General features: G+C 46.1%; 14 protein-coding genes. 13 read left to right on the forward strand and 1 reads right to left on the reverse strand.

Features of this window, described 5'->3' with window-relative positions:
* From FC14_RS10995 to FC14_RS10050, 5 genes are all read left to right on the forward strand, one after another.
* On the forward strand, window positions 1-372 hold a 372-nt coding region (locus FC14_RS10995), incomplete at its 5' end, for a flagellin (RefSeq protein ID WP_268872187.1).
* A gap of 234 nt (window positions 373-606) precedes the next feature.
* Entirely contained in the window at window positions 607-1,494 is an 888-nt protein-coding gene (locus FC14_RS10035; protein ID WP_056977890.1) for a flagellin N-terminal helical domain-containing protein, read from the forward strand.
* A 111-nt stretch (window positions 1,495-1,605) separates the two neighbouring features.
* Window positions 1,606-3,570, forward strand: coding sequence for an ROK family protein (locus tag FC14_RS10040; protein WP_056977892.1), 1,965 nt, complete (start codon window positions 1,606-1,608; stop codon window positions 3,568-3,570).
* Window positions 3,567-4,622, forward strand: a complete 1,056-nt coding sequence (locus FC14_RS10045) for a tetratricopeptide repeat-containing glycosyltransferase family 2 protein (RefSeq protein ID WP_056977894.1) — start codon at window positions 3,567-3,569, stop codon at window positions 4,620-4,622. Before FC14_RS10040 ends, FC14_RS10045 begins: the two co-directional genes overlap by 4 nt.
* A gap of 11 nt (window positions 4,623-4,633) precedes the next feature.
* Window positions 4,634-5,185: a helix-turn-helix domain-containing protein gene (locus FC14_RS10050; RefSeq protein WP_056977896.1), complete on the forward strand. Its 552-nt coding sequence runs from the start codon at window positions 4,634-4,636 to the stop codon at window positions 5,183-5,185.
* 137 nt (window positions 5,186-5,322) lie between these two features.
* Here the strand turns inward: FC14_RS10050 and FC14_RS10055 are convergent, their stop codons facing one another.
* Entirely contained in the window at window positions 5,323-7,284 is a 1,962-nt protein-coding gene (locus tag FC14_RS10055; protein ID WP_056977897.1) for a transglycosylase domain-containing protein, read from the reverse strand.
* Window positions 7,285-7,414: 130 nt separating this feature from the next.
* On the opposite strand from FC14_RS10055, the gene lspA reads away from it, so the two are divergent.
* The 8 genes from lspA (at window position 7,415) to carB (ending at window position 17,404) form a co-directional block, all read left to right on the forward strand.
* Window positions 7,415-7,864, forward strand: a complete 450-nt coding sequence (lspA, locus tag FC14_RS10060; RefSeq protein WP_056977899.1) for a signal peptidase II — start codon at window positions 7,415-7,417, stop codon at window positions 7,862-7,864.
* Window positions 7,857-8,762, forward strand: coding sequence for an RluA family pseudouridine synthase (locus tag FC14_RS10065; protein ID WP_056977901.1), 906 nt, complete (start codon window positions 7,857-7,859; stop codon window positions 8,760-8,762). The genes lspA and FC14_RS10065 overlap by 8 nt, the downstream gene beginning before the upstream one ends.
* A gap of 172 nt (window positions 8,763-8,934) precedes the next feature.
* Entirely contained in the window at window positions 8,935-9,474 is a 540-nt protein-coding gene (pyrR, locus tag FC14_RS10070; protein WP_050612151.1) for a bifunctional pyr operon transcriptional regulator/uracil phosphoribosyltransferase PyrR, read from the forward strand.
* Between the two features lie 137 nt (window positions 9,475-9,611).
* A complete protein-coding gene (locus FC14_RS10075; protein ID WP_056977903.1) occupies window positions 9,612-10,901 on the forward strand; it encodes a solute carrier family 23 protein in 1,290 nt (429 codons plus the stop codon).
* A gap of 6 nt (window positions 10,902-10,907) precedes the next feature.
* Complete coding sequence (locus tag FC14_RS10080; RefSeq protein WP_056977905.1) at window positions 10,908-11,852, forward strand: aspartate carbamoyltransferase catalytic subunit; 945 nt, start codon at window positions 10,908-10,910, stop codon at window positions 11,850-11,852.
* Window positions 11,852-13,135: a dihydroorotase gene (locus FC14_RS10085; RefSeq protein WP_056977907.1), complete on the forward strand. Its 1,284-nt coding sequence runs from the start codon at window positions 11,852-11,854 to the stop codon at window positions 13,133-13,135. The genes FC14_RS10080 and FC14_RS10085 overlap by 1 nt, the downstream gene beginning before the upstream one ends.
* Before the next feature lie 2 nt (window positions 13,136-13,137).
* Entirely contained in the window at window positions 13,138-14,226 is a 1,089-nt protein-coding gene (locus FC14_RS10090) for a carbamoyl phosphate synthase small subunit (RefSeq protein ID WP_056977909.1), read from the forward strand.
* Entirely contained in the window at window positions 14,219-17,404 is a 3,186-nt protein-coding gene (carB, locus tag FC14_RS10095) for a carbamoyl-phosphate synthase large subunit (RefSeq protein WP_056977911.1), read from the forward strand. Before FC14_RS10090 ends, carB begins: the two co-directional genes overlap by 8 nt.
* Window positions 17,405-17,415 lie beyond the last annotated feature (11 nt).

Here is a 17,415-nt window from a genome sequence, read left to right on the forward strand (position 1 = left end):
GCCTCACTTGGTTTATACAGTGTGGCTTCCCAAGTCGCTTCCCTTGCAACTTCTGGCAAGTCAACTGCCTTTGCAGCTTCATTTGCTGGGACAACTGCTTTAGGTAAGTTAGATGCTGCTATCAAGAAAGTTTCTGACCAACGTGCTCAATTAGGTGCTGCTCAAAACGGTTTATCTCATACGGTAAACAGCTTGGAAGCAACAACTACTAACTTATCAGCCGCTAACTCACGGATTAAAGACGTTGACATGGCACAAGAAATGACTAGCTACACAAGTTCAAACATCTTGTTGCAAGCTGCAACATCAATGCTTTCACAAGCAAACTCAATGCCACAATCAGTATTGACATTGTTACAAAACATCGGCTAATTATTAGCTTAAAACTTATCGAGAGGCTTAACTCAAAACGGTTAAGCCTTTTTTAATAATAGTGGAAAATTTGTTTTTGTCGTGCTTTGTTTCACTAGGAAACTGGACTATTTAAAAATCTCAAAAATAATTAAAAAAAGGGCTTTAAGATTTTTCTTTTCAACCGATATATATACATGTAAGGAGTTAAGACTTCTAGCTAACAACAAACAAACTCATTAGGAGGCAATTATTATGCGGATTAACACAAATACTGCTGCAATGAATACTTACACAAAGTACTCAGCAGCCGCTAATGCCAAGGCAAGCGCCTTAGAAAAATTATCATCTGGTTCACGGATTAACACAGCTGCAGACGATGCTGCTGGTTTAGCAATCTCAAACAAGATGACTGCTCAAATCAGTGGGATGAAGCAAGCACGCTCAAACGCTCAAGATGGGATTTCCCTTCTTCAAACAGCAGAAGGTGCGCTTGAAGAAACTCAAAAGATGTTAAACCGGATGCGTGACCTTTCCCTTCAAGCATCAAACGGAACATTACAATCAGAAGACCGTCAAGAAATCGCTTTGGAAATGAATACCTTAGCTTCTAACATTGACGCTATTAGCAAGAACACTAAGTTCAACGGCTTAGGTCTCTTTGGAAAAGATGGTGCAGCTTCAGGTACAGCTGCTACAACTACTAGTTTCCAATTCCAAGTAGGGGCTAACTCAGGTGAAACAACTTCAGTTACAATCCAATCAATGGATTCAACCTCACTTGGTCTTGCTACTTTAGTAAAACAAGTTGGTTCATTGGCTAAGGGTACTCAAGCTTCATTCGCAGCTTCATTTGCTGGGACAACTGCACTTGGTGACTTAGATAAAGCTATCAAGGCTGTTTCAGACCAACGCGCTCAATTAGGTGCTGCTCAAAACGGTTTATCCCATACAGTTAACAGCTTGGAAGCAACAACTACTAACTTGTCAGCCGCTAACTCACGGATTAAAGACGTTGACATGGCGCAAGAAATGACTAGCTACACAAGTTCAAACATCTTGTTACAAGCTGCAACATCAATGCTTTCACAAGCAAACTCAATGCCACAATCAGTATTGACATTGTTACAAAACATCGGCTAATTAAAAGGCTAACTTGTCCTTTGGGGCATAATGACTTGTTAATTACAACTAGGGACAGGGAATTTTTCCTGTCCCTTTTTATATCAAAGTTTAATGAAAGGAACAGAGTTCATGGAAACAGACTTACTGGCGGTATCGGCTTGTATCATTACTAGAAACGAGGCGGAAAAGTTGAGGCGCTGTTTAGCTTGTCTAAGCAAGTTGGTGGCTGATATTGTTGTGATAGACACGGGCTCGCAAGATGAAACGGCAGCCGTGGTGGCTGGAGTTGAAGTCGCCCGCTATTTTTATTATGAATGGCCGGATGATTTTTCCCTGGCGCGAAATTACGCCCTAAAGCAGGCTAAGTATGATCAAATCCTAGTGATTGATAGCGATGAGTGGTTTGCGAGCGCTAAGCTTGAACAAGTTAGGACTCAAATTGCGGATTTCTTTGCCAAGGCAGATTTGAGGACGGCGGTGGGCTCCTTTGTCCGGCTTAATCAGACCGAAAGTGGTTGGCAAGCTAGCCAATACTTGGTGACCCGGCTTTTTTCTAAAAAGTACTTCCGCTACCAAGGTAAGCTGCATGAACGACCAATGCCTTTGGCAGGAGAAAAGAAGCGTAAGGAAGTTAAGCTTGAACTGGAGCTCTTGCACGATGGTTACCTTAAGCCAGAAGTGTTTGAGCAAAAGGCTAAAAGAAACTTGCTTCTCTTGTTAAAAGAGCAGGGCTTACCGGCTGAAGCGGCTAAAAATCCTTACGTCTTATACCAGGTGGCTCAAACTTACCGCCAAACCGGGCGTAAGCAGATGGCCTTAGTCTATTTTCGCTGGTGGCTGTTGGCGGAAACTAACGTCGGCCAAAGCTATTTTCAAGCCGGCTTGGCAACTTACTTGGAGTTACTTTTAGAGTGCGAACAAGTTGAGTTTGCTTCCCAGTTACTGACGGCCTTTGGCGATTTGCAACTGGACGCCGATAATTCCTACTTGGCCGGGGTAATTTATAGTCAGGTGCATGACTTTGACAAAGCGGTTGCCCACTACCGACAAGCGCTGGCCTTAGGTAATGCTAAGCAAGCGGACCGCTCCGGGCAACTAGGCCAGTTGATGTTGGCTAACGCCTTGGAGTTAAGTGGTAAACCTAACGAGGCGGTGGTGCATTACTTTGCGGCCAGGTTAAACGGCCTAAGTGACCTCAAGCGCCTAAAGGAACGGCAGTTTGTGGCCGACTACTACTTGGCTTTGGATTTAGGGCAAAGTCACCTTAAGTTGGGCTTGTTTGATGAGGAAGGAAACTTAGTTGCTTCTCGAATCGAAGCGGTACAACTTAAAAATTACCAGCAAGTTGAAGCCACCGTAATGACCATCATTGCTAATTACCAGTTTCTTATCAGCGGAGTTGGCATTGCCCTGTTTGGCCGGGTTAATACGCAAAAAGGCACGATTGGCTTGGTAACGCCACTAGGCTATGAACAGCCCTTAGTTGAGCGTTTAGAAGCTAAATTTAACTTACCAGTAGTGGTAATTAATGATGCCAAGGCCGCGTTGTTAGCCGAGCAGACTATGGGGAGCCTAAAAGCAGTCTCTGATGGGGCCTTAGTTACCTTAGGGACTAGTATTGGGGGCGGAGTTATTTTGGCTAACCGCATCCACGAAGGCCGCCACCAGCTAGCCGGAGAGTTTTCCTACCTGGTACAAAATAAGCGCTTCTTATCCGAGTCCGCTTCGGCTGTCAAATTAATGACCGCTTTGCGGGATTTGCTAGGGGCAGCTAAGGAGATGACGGACCACCAGGTCTTTTTGGCCGCCCTAGAAAATCCCCTGGCTAAGGAACTGATTCAGACTTATAGTTATAACTTAGCCACCGTCTTGGTCAACCTGCAGGTCAGCTTTGACTTAGAACGGATTGCCATCGGGGGTGGCTTAGGCCAGGAAGAAAAGTTAATCACACTACTTAACCAGTCCTTCCTGGAAATTATGGGCAGCTTGCCAAACAATCCACTTTACCGGCCTGAATTAGTAGCTGCTAAGCTGGGTAATCAGGCTGGTTTGTATGGGGCTTATCAACTACTAACAGAGAGGATGAAACGATGAGGGTATCAGTTTGTGTTATTACTAAGGATGAAAGTAAAAAATTAGCTCGGTGTTTAGAGTCCCTTAAAAGCTTGCAGGGGCTTGTGGCAGAAGTCTTGGTCTTAGATACCGGCTCTAGCGATGACAGCATTCAGGTAGCAGAAAGGTTCGGGGCGAAGGTCTACCAACAGGCGTGGCGAGGCGACTTTGCCTGGGCGAGAAATTACCTGGCCAGCCAGGCTAAGTGCGACCTGGTCTTATTTTTGGATACCGATGAGTGGGTGGCCGGGGTAGACATTCCCGCTTTAGAAGCGCTCTTGGGCCAGGTCGATTTGCGGCAAACGGTCGGGCGAATCGTGCGCCTAAATCTAAATCAGACCAGTCAGACCCAGTCGTTAGAACCTAGGTTATACTTAAAAAGTTACTTTAACTTTGAAAGGAAAATCCACGAACAAGTCAACAGGCAGGATGGGGGTCCTGTCTACTACCAAGATATTCCCTTGGTTATCAAGCACGATGGTTATGCCAGCCAGGAGTTGTTGTTAGCTAAGGCCCAACGGAATTTAGACTTACTCTTAACGGAATTGGCCAAGCATCCCCAGGATTCCTACCTGCTTTTCCAGATAGGTAAGTCCTACTACAGCCAAAAGAATTTGGAGCTAGCCCAAAAGTATTTTGAAGCTAGTTTAAAGTTAAAACCAGCTTATAGTTTAGGTTATGTTTTTAACTGTTTAGAATGTTTGGTTTTAATCTTACTAGCCACTGAGCAGGTAAGTGCAGCGCAGCGGTGGCTGGCTACTTACCCAGAATACGAACATGACGGCGATTACATTTATTTACAGGCCCTAAGTTTTTTTGTAGAAAAAAACTATGATTTTGCTAAGAAATACTTTAATTTAGCCCTTAAACAGCCGATAGTAAAAGTAGCGGGTCGAAATAATTTTTTAGCTCACTATTACCTAGGGTTGGTTTACAAAGAGGAAGGCGCCCTGGGGTTAGCTAAGCAGCATTTAAGCTTAGCTGCAGATAAATTTTCACCTGCAAAAGAGGAATTGTTGCAATTATTGCAATAGGAGGAATTATTGTGGCACACAAAGGATATCGGTATACGCTTGATGAAAAGCTCCGTTATATTAAGTTGGTCAAAAAGGGTGCCACTACCATTGCAGTTGAAAAAGAATATGGAGTTGACCACCATAATCTTAACCGGTGGTTAGAGCGCTATGACGAACACGGAGTGGATGGGCTCTTACCCCGGCCTGTAAAGAGGTATTCGACTGAGTTTAAAATGTTAGTGGTAAAAAAACATCTGGAGGGCGCTTCGCTAGGCCAACTCCGCCAAGATTATGATATTTCCAATGAAGGGGTAATCCAGCGGTGGGTTAACCTTTATTCGGACGGTAAGCGCTTAAAAAACAAGGGGAATAAGAAGGCCAAGGGCAAGCAATCGCGTAAGACGACTTTAGCCGAACGCTTAGAGATTGTTAACTGGACGATTGATAACCATTATAACTATAATTTGGCGGTGGAGCACTTTAACGTTTCTTACACCCAGGTTTACTCTTGGGTCCGGAAGTTTAGCGACGGGGGCAAGACCGCCTTGGTTGATCGGCGTGGTAAGCGTAAGAATGGCTAGCCAAACTAAAAGAAAAAAAGATGTCAGTGTGATAGCTGGCATCTTTTTTAGTTAAGGAAAGAGGCTGGGAGAAGTCTAAAATTTAAAAACCGTTAGAAATCACATTACTAAAATGTTAATTTCTAGCGGCTTTTAATTTATTTAGGGGCGTAATAGGTTTGGTTATTAGCCTTAATGGTCTTGACGCTAGCTGGCTTAGTCCACTGCTTATTAACCTGACCTTGGGCAAGGTAGGTCATAATATCTTGGTAGAACTTTTGGGCAATCTTGCTGTCAGCTTCTGAAAGGTAGTGACCTGATTCGTAAGGCTTATCATAACCGGTCCACACTGAGATGGAGTAGTTTCTGCTATAACCATTGAACCAGGAATCCATTAAAGCATTATCGGGGAAGCTGGCTGGTTTTAAGTCGCTAGGGTAAGCGTTAGTCCCGGTTTTACCAGCTTGGTATAAACCATAGACGGCCGCATCATGGCCAGTTCCGCTTGGAGAGCTAATGACCTGTTCGAGCATCTTGGTTACAATATAAGCAGTAGAAGCTTTCATAACCCGCTTAGGCTTAGTCTTAAAGCTCTTAGTTTGGCCATTAGGTAATTCGATGCTGGTGATGTAGCTTGGTTGGTAGTAATAACCACCGTTAGCAAAGCAAGCGTAGGCAGCGGCATTTTGGAGGCTAGAAGATGGCAGGCCAATTCCGTTTTGCAATTCGAGCTTGTGCTTGTAAGTAAAGCCTAACTGCTCAATAAAGCTTTGGGCCCGCTTCATACCTACCGCCTGCAAGGCCCGGATGGCAGGGACGTTTCGGGATTGGACCAGGGCTTCTTGCATGGTCATCTTCCCGAGGTAAGTACCGTCAAAGTCGTGAAGAACCTTATTGGTGTCTGGGTAGACGAACTTGCTGTCGTCTAGTTCGTGCTGGCTAGACCAACCTAAGTATTCGATGGCAGGTGCGTAATCTAACAGGGGTTTGGCGGTGGAAGCGTTAGACCTGGTGGCTTGAACGGCCCGGTTCAAGCCAAAGGTTAGCTCGCCTTGCTTTCTGCCCCCAATCATGGCCACAACCGCCCCGGATTTAGGGTTGATGACGCTAGCCGCTACTTGCATTTGGTCGTTAGGATATTTTAGCTGGTCGGAGTTAGCTAGCTGGTAGAGCCGGTGTTGGGCAGCGGTGTCGAGGTTGGTGTAGACCTTTAAAGCCTTTTCGTAAGGATCATAGCCCTTAGCCCGTAAGTCGGCCACGACCTCTTTGAGGTAGGCATCTGCCCACAGGGCGTGTTTATGACTAGTTTGGTTTCTTTGGCTGTCATAAGCTAATAAGCCGGCAGTGATTGGCGTTGCCACCGCTTTTTGGTAGGCACTGTTAGAAATCTTGTTAGTTTGTAACATGGCCTTTAAGACCTGATTTCTTCTTTGGGTCGCTAAGGTTTGGTTAGCGTACGGGTTATAAGAAGAAGGGGCATTAGGAATTCCGGCTAACAGGGCGGTCTGAGCCAGGCTCAAGTCCTTGAGTGGCTTGCCATAGTAATACTTAGCCGCCGTTTGCATCCCATAAATTCCATTACCCATGAAGACCTTGTTGGCATAGAGGGCGAGGATTTCTTTTTTAGAGTAAATCCGGTCTAACTCAACTGCTAGCCAAGCTTCTTGAATTTTTCGTTCCAAAGTCTGGTCGGATTTCTTGGTTGAAAAATAGGAAAGCTTGATTAACTGCTGGTCTAAAGTACTACCACCTTGGAGGCTATTATCGCTTGCTTTAAAGTTAGCTAGGGCCGCGCCCAAAATTCTGATAACATCGAGGCCATGGTGGTTGTAAAAGCGGCGGTCCTCAATTGAGGTAATCGCCGCACTAGTTTGACTTGGTAGCTGGTTAGGCTTGATGACTTCGCGGTCGTCTACCCCTAAGGAGAGGAGCTTTTTACCTTGACTATCATAAATGGTAGAAGATGCGGTGCTGGTAACGTAAGCGCTGGTCAGTTTCGGTGCCTTTAAAATATAGTAACCACATAAACTTATCCCGCAGATAAGCAGTAGTAAGCAGATGACTGCCAGGCTATACCCAACTTTTTTTAAAAGTGAGGTCGGTGTGTGTTCTTTTGTCATAACTTTACCCCTTTGAAACAACTTTTTCAGTTATTACTTTAGCATAAGATGGAGATTTAGGGAAATTGCTATTTAAGGCTTAACACGGTATAATTATAACTTAAGAATAATTTAAAAAAGGGGCATTGCTATGCCGATTTATATTTGTTTAAGTCTAGCCGTGGTCCTCTTAGATCAGTTGATTAAGTATTTTGTCGCCACGACTTTACCACTAAATACTAGCCAACCAGTGATTTCTGGTTTGGTCTCGATTGCCCACATTAGAAATTATGGGGCGGCCTGGAGCATGCTAATCGGGCAACGGTGGTTTTTCATCATCATTTCACTGGTGGCTGTGGCGGTAATTGGTTACTACCTAAAGAAAAAGTGGACTAAATGGGGGTATGGCTTAGGGCTAGCCCTCTTATTAGGAGGAACTTTAGGTAACTTTATCGATCGCCTGCGTTTGGGTTACGTTGTCGATATGATTCAGCTAGACTTCATAAACTTTCCAATTTTTAACGTCGCTGACTGTGCCTTGACTTTAGGGGTAATAGTCTTAATTTTGACGATGATAAAGGATGAACAACTCAATGATTGAAGCAGTAGTAGAAAACGAAAGCGGGCGCTTAGATAAGGTGGCCAGCCAGCTTTTTGGCAACTTTTCTCGCTCGCAGCTTAAGGAACTCTTGGCAAGTGGTAACTTGTTGGTTAACGGCCAGCAAAAAAAGCCTAAGTATCAGGTTAAGCCAGGAGATAAGCTAACCTTAGTGGAACCCGAGGTTAAGCAGTTAGATTTAGTAGCTGAAAAGATGGATTTGGACATTGTTTACGAAGACGATGATGTCTTGGTGGTTAACAAGCCCCAGGGGATGGTAGTTCACCCTTCGCCGGGCCATGAAAGCCACACTTTAGTGAACGCCTTATTGTACCACTGCCCACTTTCGACCATTAACGGTACCTTTAGGCCGGGGATTGTCCACCGAATTGATAAGGATACCTCTGGCTTATTGATGGTCGCAAAAAACGACTTGGCTCACCAGTCACTGGCAGCCCAGCTAAAAAATAAGACCAACACCCGGGAGTACTTGGCCTTGGTTCACGGTAACATCAAGGAAGCTGAGGGCACGATTGATGCGCCACTAGGTCGTTCGCCTAAAGACCGTAAAAAACAGGCCGTAGTCGCGGATGGCCGCCCGGCAATTACCCACTTTAAGGTTTTAGACCGCTTTGGTGATTACACCCTAGTGGCCTGTCGGCTTGAAACAGGACGCACCCACCAGATTCGGGTGCACATGAAATATATTGGCCACCCCTTGGCAGGTGATCCGCTCTATGGACCTAAAAAGACCTTGCCAGGAGCCGGGCAGTATTTACACGCAGCCAAGTTAGGCTTCAAGCACCCGGTTACGGGAGAAGAGCTCTTATTTGAAGCGCCGCTACCGCCTTATTTTGCAGAAATGCTAAAAAAACTTGACAAGCGCCGTAAAATAAATTAACATGAGTACAACAAAAGAAGTAATCCTTTAAAATTAGTCCCGTGAGGCTAAGAAGGCAGAGTCTTATATGAGTACGGAAATACAAGGCATACGTCTAGGCACCTTAGTCACACACTGATATTGTTGGCTAAGGTGCTTTTTTTAAGGATTGAGGTCTAAAGGAGGAAACATAATGGCTAAGGAAATCTATGATTCAATGGCAATGAAACGGGCGTTAACCCGGATGACCTATGAAATCATTGAAAAAAATAAGGGGATTGATAACCTCGTTTTGGTGGGGATTAAGACCCGGGGAATTTACTTGGCAAAAAGAATTGCTGCCCGCCTAAAACAACTTGAAGGGGCAGACGTTGCAGTGGGTGAACTTGATATTTCTTTATACCGTGATGATCGCCACGTCGCTACTACTGACCAACCAGTTGTTAAAGACGCTAAGTTAGCAGTTGATATTACCGACAAGCATGTCATTTTGGTCGATGACGTTTTATTTACTGGCCGGACCATTCGTGCGGCTTTAGATGCCTTGATGGACAAGGGTCGTCCTAAGAAGATTAACCTAGCCGTGTTGGTTGACCGGGGCCACCGGGAATTACCAATTCGGGCTGACTTCGTTGGTAAGAACATCCCCACTTCCTTAAATGAACAAGTTGCCGTATACGTTGAAGAAGTCGATGGTAAAGATGGCATTGATTTAAAAGATTTAACTGAATAACTAACCGTTTAATTGACTCCAGAGAGAGCAAAAGGGTTACTACCTTAACTACGTTAGGGTAATTTTGTGCAAACCTGGGTCAAAAGTAATTGATCTAGGTTTTTTTATTAAGCAAATGAAGGGAAGAATTAGTTTTTATGACCAAGAATAATACAGAATTTAGAAACGACGAGGCAATCTTGGATGTGCAAGATAAGCCGAGCTTCCAACACTGGTTGGTTTTATCCATCCAACACTTATTTACCATGTTCGGGTCAACCGTTTTGGTGCCCTTACTAATCGGTTTAAATCCAAGCATCGCCTTATTTAGTTCAGGTTGCGGGACCTTAGTTTATATCCTTTGTACCAAGGCCAAGATTCCAGCTTACCTAGGTTCAAGCTTTGCCTTTATCGCCACCATGCAATTATTAATGAAAGATTATGGCTACCCAGCCGTTGGTCAAGGGGCAATCGCAGCCGGTTTGGTTTACGTAATCGTCGCCTTAGTTATCTCAAAGTTTGGCTCAAATTGGGTTGATAAGATTCTCCCCCCAGTGGTAGTCGGGCCGATCGTAATTGTGATTGGTTTGTCACTTGCTACTACAGCCGCTAACGACGCCATGCTTCACAACTCCAACTATGATTTGAAGTACTTCGCGGTGGCCCTCTTTACCTTGGCGGTCACCATCATCTTCAACATGTTCTTGGGTGGGTTCGCTAGCATGATTCCGGTCCTTTTAGGGATTATCTGCGGCTACATCCTAGCCGTCCTAGTCGGCATTGTCGATTTTTCAAGCGTCGCGCAAGCTAAGTGGTTCTCACTTCCAGCCTTTGACGTGCTCGGGGTTAACTACCACTTCAAATGGTACCCAGCCGCCATCATTACCATGGCGCCCATCGCCTTCGTGACCATGACCGAGCACATGGGACACGTGATGGTTTTAAACAAATTGACTAAGCGGAACTTCTTTAAGAAACCAGGTTTACACAGAACCTTGCTAGGGGACGGGCTTTCCAGCGTCTTGGCCGGGTTTGTCGGGGGTCCGCCAACTACATCTTACGGTGAAAACATCGGGGTGTTAGCCATGACCAAGGTTCACTCAGTTTGGGTCTTAGGTGGGGCAGCCTTGTTTGCAATCATCTTCAGTTTTGTCGGCAAGATTTCCGCCTTGATTCAATCAATCCCAACCCCAGTTATCGGGGGAATCTCCTTCCTTTTATTTGGGATGATTGCTTCTAACGGGATGCGCATCTTAGTTGATAATAAGGTTAACTTCGAATTAAAGCGCAACTTAGTTATCACCTCAGTGATCTTAGTTGTCGGAATTGGTGGAACTTACCTCAAGTTAGGCGATTTCCAATTAACCAGCATTGCTTTATCAACCTTATTTGGAATCATCTTAAACTTAGTCTTACCACAACAAGCAGTTAGTGAACGCAAAAATTAAGGAGCGATAATCGTGGTCAGTTTAAAACATTTTGTTAGTGTTGAAAACCTAGGCGAAACGGAGGTAATGGCTCTCCTAAAGCGGGCGCAGGAATTTAAAGCCGGCAAGCAACTTGAGTTAAGTCAGCCGGTCTATGCGGTCAACATGTTTTTTGAAAATTCAACCCGGACCCACACTAGCTTTGAAATGGCAGAAAGTAAGCTAGGACTTAAGGAGTTGGCCTTTAACCCGGCCCAATCCTCAGTCAATAAGGGGGAAAGTTTATACGATACCCTCTTAACGATGGATGCTTTGGGGGTGGATTTAGCAGTAATCAGGCACTCAAAGGATAATTACTACCAGGAACTAATCGACCTTAAGGCAGACCAATACTTAAATCTCGGTATAATTAACGCTGGGGATGGCAGTGGCCAACACCCCTCCCAAAGCTTACTCGATATGCTGACGATTTACGAAGAATTTGGACACTTTGCTGGCCTAAAGGTAGCCATCATCGGCGACATTACTAATTCGCGGGTGGCTAAGAGCAACATGCAACTTTTGACCAGGTTAGGGGCAAAAGTGTACTTCTCGGGGCCGAAGTATTGGTATAGCCATGAATTTGATAGCTACGGCCAGTATCTAGATGTTGACGAACTTTTACCCCGTATGGATGTCGTGATGTTGTTGCGGGTCCAACACGAACGCCACGCTGGTGATCAAAATGAAGCCGGCTTTTCCGCGGCTGCTTACCACGAAAAATACGGACTTAACCAAGCGCGCTACGCCAAGTTGAAACCACAGGCAATTATCATGCACCCCGGTCCGATTAACCGGGACGTTGAGTGGGCCAGCGAACTGGTCGAAGCGGACAAATCTCGCTTTTACCAGCAGATGCAAAACGGGGTCTTTATCCGGATGGCAATGATTGAAGCGGTAATGCGCGGCAGAAAGTTAGGGGGGCTTAACTAATGAAGACTTTATTACAAAACGGCTTAGTTTACCATGACGGCCAACTTACTAACCAAGATGTATTAATTGAAGGAGATAAGATAGTAGCTTTGGGCCAAAATTTAGGTCAACTAGCACCCGACGCCAAGGTGCTTGACGTCAGTGGCAAGTTGGTGAGCCCGGGCTTAGTCGATGTGCACGTCCACTACCGGGAACCGGGCTTTACCCACAAGGAAACGATTAAAACCGGTTCGGCTGCGGCAGCTCACGGAGGCTACACAACAGTTTGTGCGATGCCAAACCTAAATCCGGTCCCTGATCAACCTGAGTTACTAAGCCAGTTAGTTGAAAAGAACCAAGCTGACGGCAAGGTGCATATTAACCAATACAGTGCCATTACCAAGGGTTTGAAAAGCGAAGAGTTAGTCGACTTTAAGGCGATGAAAGAAGCCGGGGCATTTGCCTTTAGTAACGACGGGTGCGGGGTACAAACCGCTGGCGTGATGTACCAAGCGATGAAGCAAGCGGCTGCATTAGACATGGCAATTGTTGCCCACGTTGAAGATAACTCCCTCCTTTTCGGTGGGGTAATGCACGCCGGCAAGCGGGCCGAAGAATTAGGCTTACCAGGTATCTTAGGCATCAGCGAGTCATCACAAATTGCCCGTGACTTGCTGCTAGCCAAGGAAACAGGAGTCCATTACCATGTTTGCCACGTTTCTACCAAGGAAAGCGTAGAGTTAGTTCGCTTGGCTAAGGCGCACGGAATTAACGTGACCTGTGAAGTAGCTCCCCACCACTTACTATTAGCCGACGAAGATATTCCTGCCAACGACGGTTACTACAAGATGAATCCCCCATTGCGGGCTAAGGAAGACCAGGCGGCGTTAGTGGCCGGCCTATTAGACGGGACGATTGACATGATTGCTACTGACCATGCCCCTCACAGCATTAACGAAAAGACCGGTGACATGAAGCAAGCGGCCTTTGGAATTACCGGTAGCGAAACAGCCTTTGCCTTACTTTACACCAAGTTTGTCAAGCCAGGCATCTTCAAGCTCGAACAACTATTAGATTGGATGAGCCTAAAGCCTGCGCAAGCCTTTAAGCTAGCAGCCGGCAGCCTACTACCAGGGAGCTTGGCTGACATCGCCGTGTTTCAATTAGACCAGGCATCAGAAATTAAGGAAAGTGATTACCTCTCAATGGGGGTTAACACTCCGTTTACAGGTCAAACAGTTTATGCCAACACTTATTTAACCTTAGTGGCAGGGCAAGTTGCTTATCAAAGGGAGGCTAGATAAAAATGGAACGTTATTTAATTTTAGACGACGGGACGGTCTTTAAGGGCGAAGGCTTTGGTGCCAAGAATACTACCACCGGGGAAGTAGTTTTTACTACCGGGATGACCGGTTACCAAGAAGCGGTCACGGATCAATCTTACGCCAACCAAATTTTAGTATTTACTAACCCCTTGATTGGTAACTACGGGGTTAACCTAGATGACTATGAATCCTTAGAACCTGACTGTAAGGGGGTTATTTGTCGCGAGGTGGCGCGGGTTTCGACTAACTGGCGCAAGCAAGACAGTTTCCCCCATTTCTTAGAGCAAATGAACATCCCCGGCATCAGTGGGATTGATACGCGGGCCTTAACTAAGAAGTTACGCGAACACGGGACCATGAAGGGCAGCATCATTGATGCGACCGATAACTTAGAACATGCCTTTGACCAACTGCATGCGACCGTTTTATCTGACCGCCTAGTTGCCCAGGTTTCAACCACTAAGCCTTACCCTAATCCAGGCAATAAGCACAACATCGTGCTCGTGGACTACGGCAGCAAGCACAGTATCTTACGCGAATTAGCGGCCCGGGATTGCAACACCATCGTGCTGCCATATACAGCCACGGCCGAAGATATTTTGCGCTTAAAGCCAGACGGCGTGTTACTTTCAAACGGCCCGGGGGACCCAGAGGTTATGAAGGACGCCGTTGAAATGATTAAGGAAGTCGAAAAGCACCTGCCAGTCTTTGGGATTTGCTTAGGGCACCAATTATTAGCCCTAGCTAACGGGGCCAAGACCTTTAAGATGAAGTTTGGTCACCGGGGCTTTAACCACCCGGTAAGAGAAATTGCCACCGGCCGGATTACCTTTACCTCCCAAAACCATGGCTACGCGGTCGATCCTGCCTCAATTGACAATACCCAATTGATTGTGACCCACAAAGAAATCAACGACGGGACGGTGGAAGGAATTAGACACAAGTATTACCCTGCCTTTTCCGTTCAATTCCACCCAGACGCAGCACCAGGCCCATCCGATGCGGTTGATATTTTCGATGACTTTATGCACATGATTGACATTAAGAAAGGGGAAAAGACGAATGCCTAAGCGGACAGATATTCATAAGATTATGGTGATTGGCTCAGGTCCAATCATTATCGGCCAAGCGGCTGAATTTGATTATTCAGGAACGCAAGCTTGTATGGCCTTACGTGAAGAAGGCTATGAAGTAGTCTTGGTTAACTCTAACCCCGCTACCATCATGACCGATACCGAAATTGCAGACCGGGTTTACATTGAACCACTAACAGTCGAATCAGTTTCTAGAATCATGCGCCAAGAATTTCCGGACGCACTCTTACCAACCTTAGGGGGCCAGATTGGTTTAAACCTCGCGATTGCCCTTGCTAAGACCGGGATTTTAGACGAGTTAGGCATTCAGTTACTAGGAACGAAGCTTGCTGCTATTGATCAAGCCGAAGACCGGGAAAAGTTCAAGCAACTGATGCAAGACTTAAACGAACCAGTTCCTCCTTCTAAAACGGTGGGCACGGTGGCTGAAGCCCTTGAGTTCGCTAAGGAATGCGGCTACCCCGTAATCGTGCGGCCTGCCTTTACCATGGGGGGCACCGGTGGTGGTTTGTGCGACAACGAAGCCCAGTTAAAAGAAATTGTGGCTAACGGTTTAGACCTATCCCCAGCTACCCAATGTTTGATTGAAAAATCAATTGCTGGTTTCAAAGAAATCGAATACGAAGTAATGCGGGATAGCGCCAACAACGCGATGGTTGTTTGTTCGATGGAAAACTTCGACCCAGTTGGGATTCACACCGGGGATTCAATCGTGTTGGCTCCGACCCAAACCTTATCAGACCGGGAATACCAAATGTTGCGCGACTGTTCGCTAAAATTAATCCGGGCCCTAAAGATTGAAGGGGGCTGTAACGTTCAGCTAGCCTTAGACCCTAATAGTTTTGACTACTATGTCATCGAAGTTAACCCCCGGGTTTCCCGTTCGTCTGCCTTAGCTTCCAAGGCAACTGGTTATCCCATCGCCAAGATGGCGGCTAAGATTGCGGTGGGCTTGACGCTAGATGAAATCATCAACCCGGTTACAGGTACAACTTACGCCGAATTTGAACCAGCCTTAGACTACGTGGTGGCTAAGATTCCACGCTGGCCATTCGATAAGTTTGCCAAGGCTAACCGGAGATTAGGGACCCAAATGAAGGCGACCGGTGAAGTCATGGCTATCGGGCGTAACGCCGAAGAAGCCATCCAAAAGGCCGTCCGCTCCCTAGAAATCGACGAAAAGGACCTCTTAGCCGACTACGTTCGCGCTGCCAGCGATGACACTTTGGAAGAAAAGATTGTGCACGCTCAAGACGACCGAATCTTTTACCTAACCGAAGCCTTTAGACGGGGCTACTCCTTGGAGGAAATTCATGAGTTAACTAAGATTAACCTTTACTTCCTAGATATCTTGAAGCACATTACCGAACTAGAAGTTGAGATTTGCAAGCACCCTCATGATGCCCGGACCCTCAAGCAAGCTAAGCGTTACGGCTTTAGCGACTACACCATCGCTAAGTTGTGGAATGTTAGCCCAGCAGAAGTCCGGGCCTTCAGAAAGGCTAAGCAAATTCTGCCAGTTTACAAGATGGTTGATACTTGTGCGGCTGAGTTTGAATCCCACACCCCTTACTTCTACAGTTCCTATGACCAGGAAAATGAAAGCCAAGTCAGCGACCGTAAATCGGTGATCGTAATCGGTTCTGGCCCAATCAGAATTGGTCAGGGGGTCGAATTTGACTACGCTACCGTGCACAGTGTTAAGGCCCTCCAAAAATTAGGCTACGAAGCAATCGTTATTAACTCTAACCCAGAAACGGTCTCAACCGACTTCTCTGTTTCAGACAAGCTCTACTTTGAACCCCTTACCTTAGAAGATGTCCTAAACGTTATCGACTTAGAACAGCCTGAAGGGGTAATCGTTCAATTTGGGGGGCAAACGGCCATCAATTTGGCTGAAGGCTTAGAGCAAAATGGGGTCAAAGTCTTAGGGACAACCGTTGAGGACTTAGACCGGGCCGAAGACCGCGAGTTGTTTGACCAAGTAATCAATGAACTTGGTTTGAAGCAACCAATTGGTAAGACCGCAACGACTCACGAAGACGTTTTGAAGTCCGCCCAAGAAATTGGTTACCCAGTCTTAGTGCGGCCAAGTTATGTTTTAGGTGGCCGGGCAATGGAAATCGTCTATAACGAAACCGAGTTAGAAGAATACTTGGCCCAAAATGCTCCGGCTGAAATTGAACACCCAATCTTGGTCGACGCTTACCTGGAAGGACTAGAAGGCGAAGTGGATGCCATCTGCGATGGTAAGGACGTCTTGTTACCAGGGATTATGGAACACATTGAACACGCCGGGGTTCACTCCGGGGATTCGATGGCGGTTTACCCACCACAAAGCTTTAGCCAGGCGGTTAAAGATCAAATCGTAGACGCAACTAAGAAGTTAGCGGTGGCCTTGAAGTGTGTCGGGATTATGAACATCCAATTTATCATCCACAAGGGCGAAGCTTACGTCTTAGAAGTTAACCCACGTGCTAGTCGAACCGTACCATTTTTAAGTAAGATTACTGGGGTGGAGATGGCGCAAGTTGCAACCCGGGTCATTTTAGGTCAAAGCTTGCAGGAACAAGGCTTTGAAAGCGGACTTTACCCTGAAAGCGACACAATTCACGTCAAAGCCCCTGTCTTCTCCTTTAGCAAGTTAGCCGACGTTGACAGCTTCTTAGGCCCTGAAATGAAGTCGACTGGGGAAGTAATGGGTAGTGATCACACCTTTGAAAAGGCCCTTTACAAAGCCTTTAGTGGGGCGAAGATGACCTTGCCAGATAACGGGACCATCCTACTTACAATCGAAGACCAAGATAAAGATGAAGTCTTGCCACTAGCCAAGCGCTTTAGTAAGATTGGCTACCGGATCTTGGCAACCAGCGGGACCGCAAGCTTCTTGCGCGAAAAGGGCTTGCACGTCCTAACCGTAAGCAAGATTGACCAAGCAGATGCAGACCACGAAGGTATTTTAGAAGTACTGATGGCCGGCAAAGTCGATTTAGTAATCAACACCATGGGCCATGACCAAGAAGTTGCTTCCGACGGCTTTGTCATTAGACAGACTGCTATCGAACACAACGTGCCGTTAGTAACATCGCTTAACACGGCCGATGCCTTGCTTAAGGCCTTAGAAAACCGTTCATTTGCAACAGATGCACTTTAAGGAGGAAATAT

Source organism: Ligilactobacillus agilis DSM 20509, assembly GCF_001436215.1.
Classification (GTDB): Bacteria; Bacillota; Bacilli; order Lactobacillales; family Lactobacillaceae; genus Ligilactobacillus; species Ligilactobacillus agilis.

What these genes read in the sequence shown, in the direction of transcription:
- FC14_RS10035 (WP_056977890.1), top strand. Translation starts at nt 607, where the DNA reads ATGCGGATTAACACAAATACTGCTGCAATGAATACTTACACAAAGTAC.
- FC14_RS10040 (WP_056977892.1), top strand. Translation starts at nt 1,606, where the DNA reads ATGGAAACAGACTTACTGGCGGTATCGGCTTGTATCATTACTAGAAAC.
- FC14_RS10045 (WP_056977894.1), top strand. Translation starts at nt 3,567, where the DNA reads ATGAGGGTATCAGTTTGTGTTATTACTAAGGATGAAAGTAAAAAATTA.
- FC14_RS10055 (WP_056977897.1), bottom strand. Translation starts at nt 7,284, where the DNA reads ATGACAAAAGAACACACACCGACCTCACTTTTAAAAAAAGTTGGGTAT.
- lspA (WP_056977899.1), top strand. Translation starts at nt 7,415, where the DNA reads ATGCCGATTTATATTTGTTTAAGTCTAGCCGTGGTCCTCTTAGATCAG.
- FC14_RS10065 (WP_056977901.1), top strand. Translation starts at nt 7,857, where the DNA reads ATGATTGAAGCAGTAGTAGAAAACGAAAGCGGGCGCTTAGATAAGGTG.
- pyrR (WP_050612151.1), top strand. Translation starts at nt 8,935, where the DNA reads ATGGCTAAGGAAATCTATGATTCAATGGCAATGAAACGGGCGTTAACC.
- FC14_RS10075 (WP_056977903.1), top strand. Translation starts at nt 9,612, where the DNA reads ATGACCAAGAATAATACAGAATTTAGAAACGACGAGGCAATCTTGGAT.
- FC14_RS10085 (WP_056977907.1), top strand. Translation starts at nt 11,852, where the DNA reads ATGAAGACTTTATTACAAAACGGCTTAGTTTACCATGACGGCCAACTT.
- FC14_RS10090 (WP_056977909.1), top strand. Translation starts at nt 13,138, where the DNA reads ATGGAACGTTATTTAATTTTAGACGACGGGACGGTCTTTAAGGGCGAA.
- carB (WP_056977911.1), top strand. Translation starts at nt 14,219, where the DNA reads ATGCCTAAGCGGACAGATATTCATAAGATTATGGTGATTGGCTCAGGT.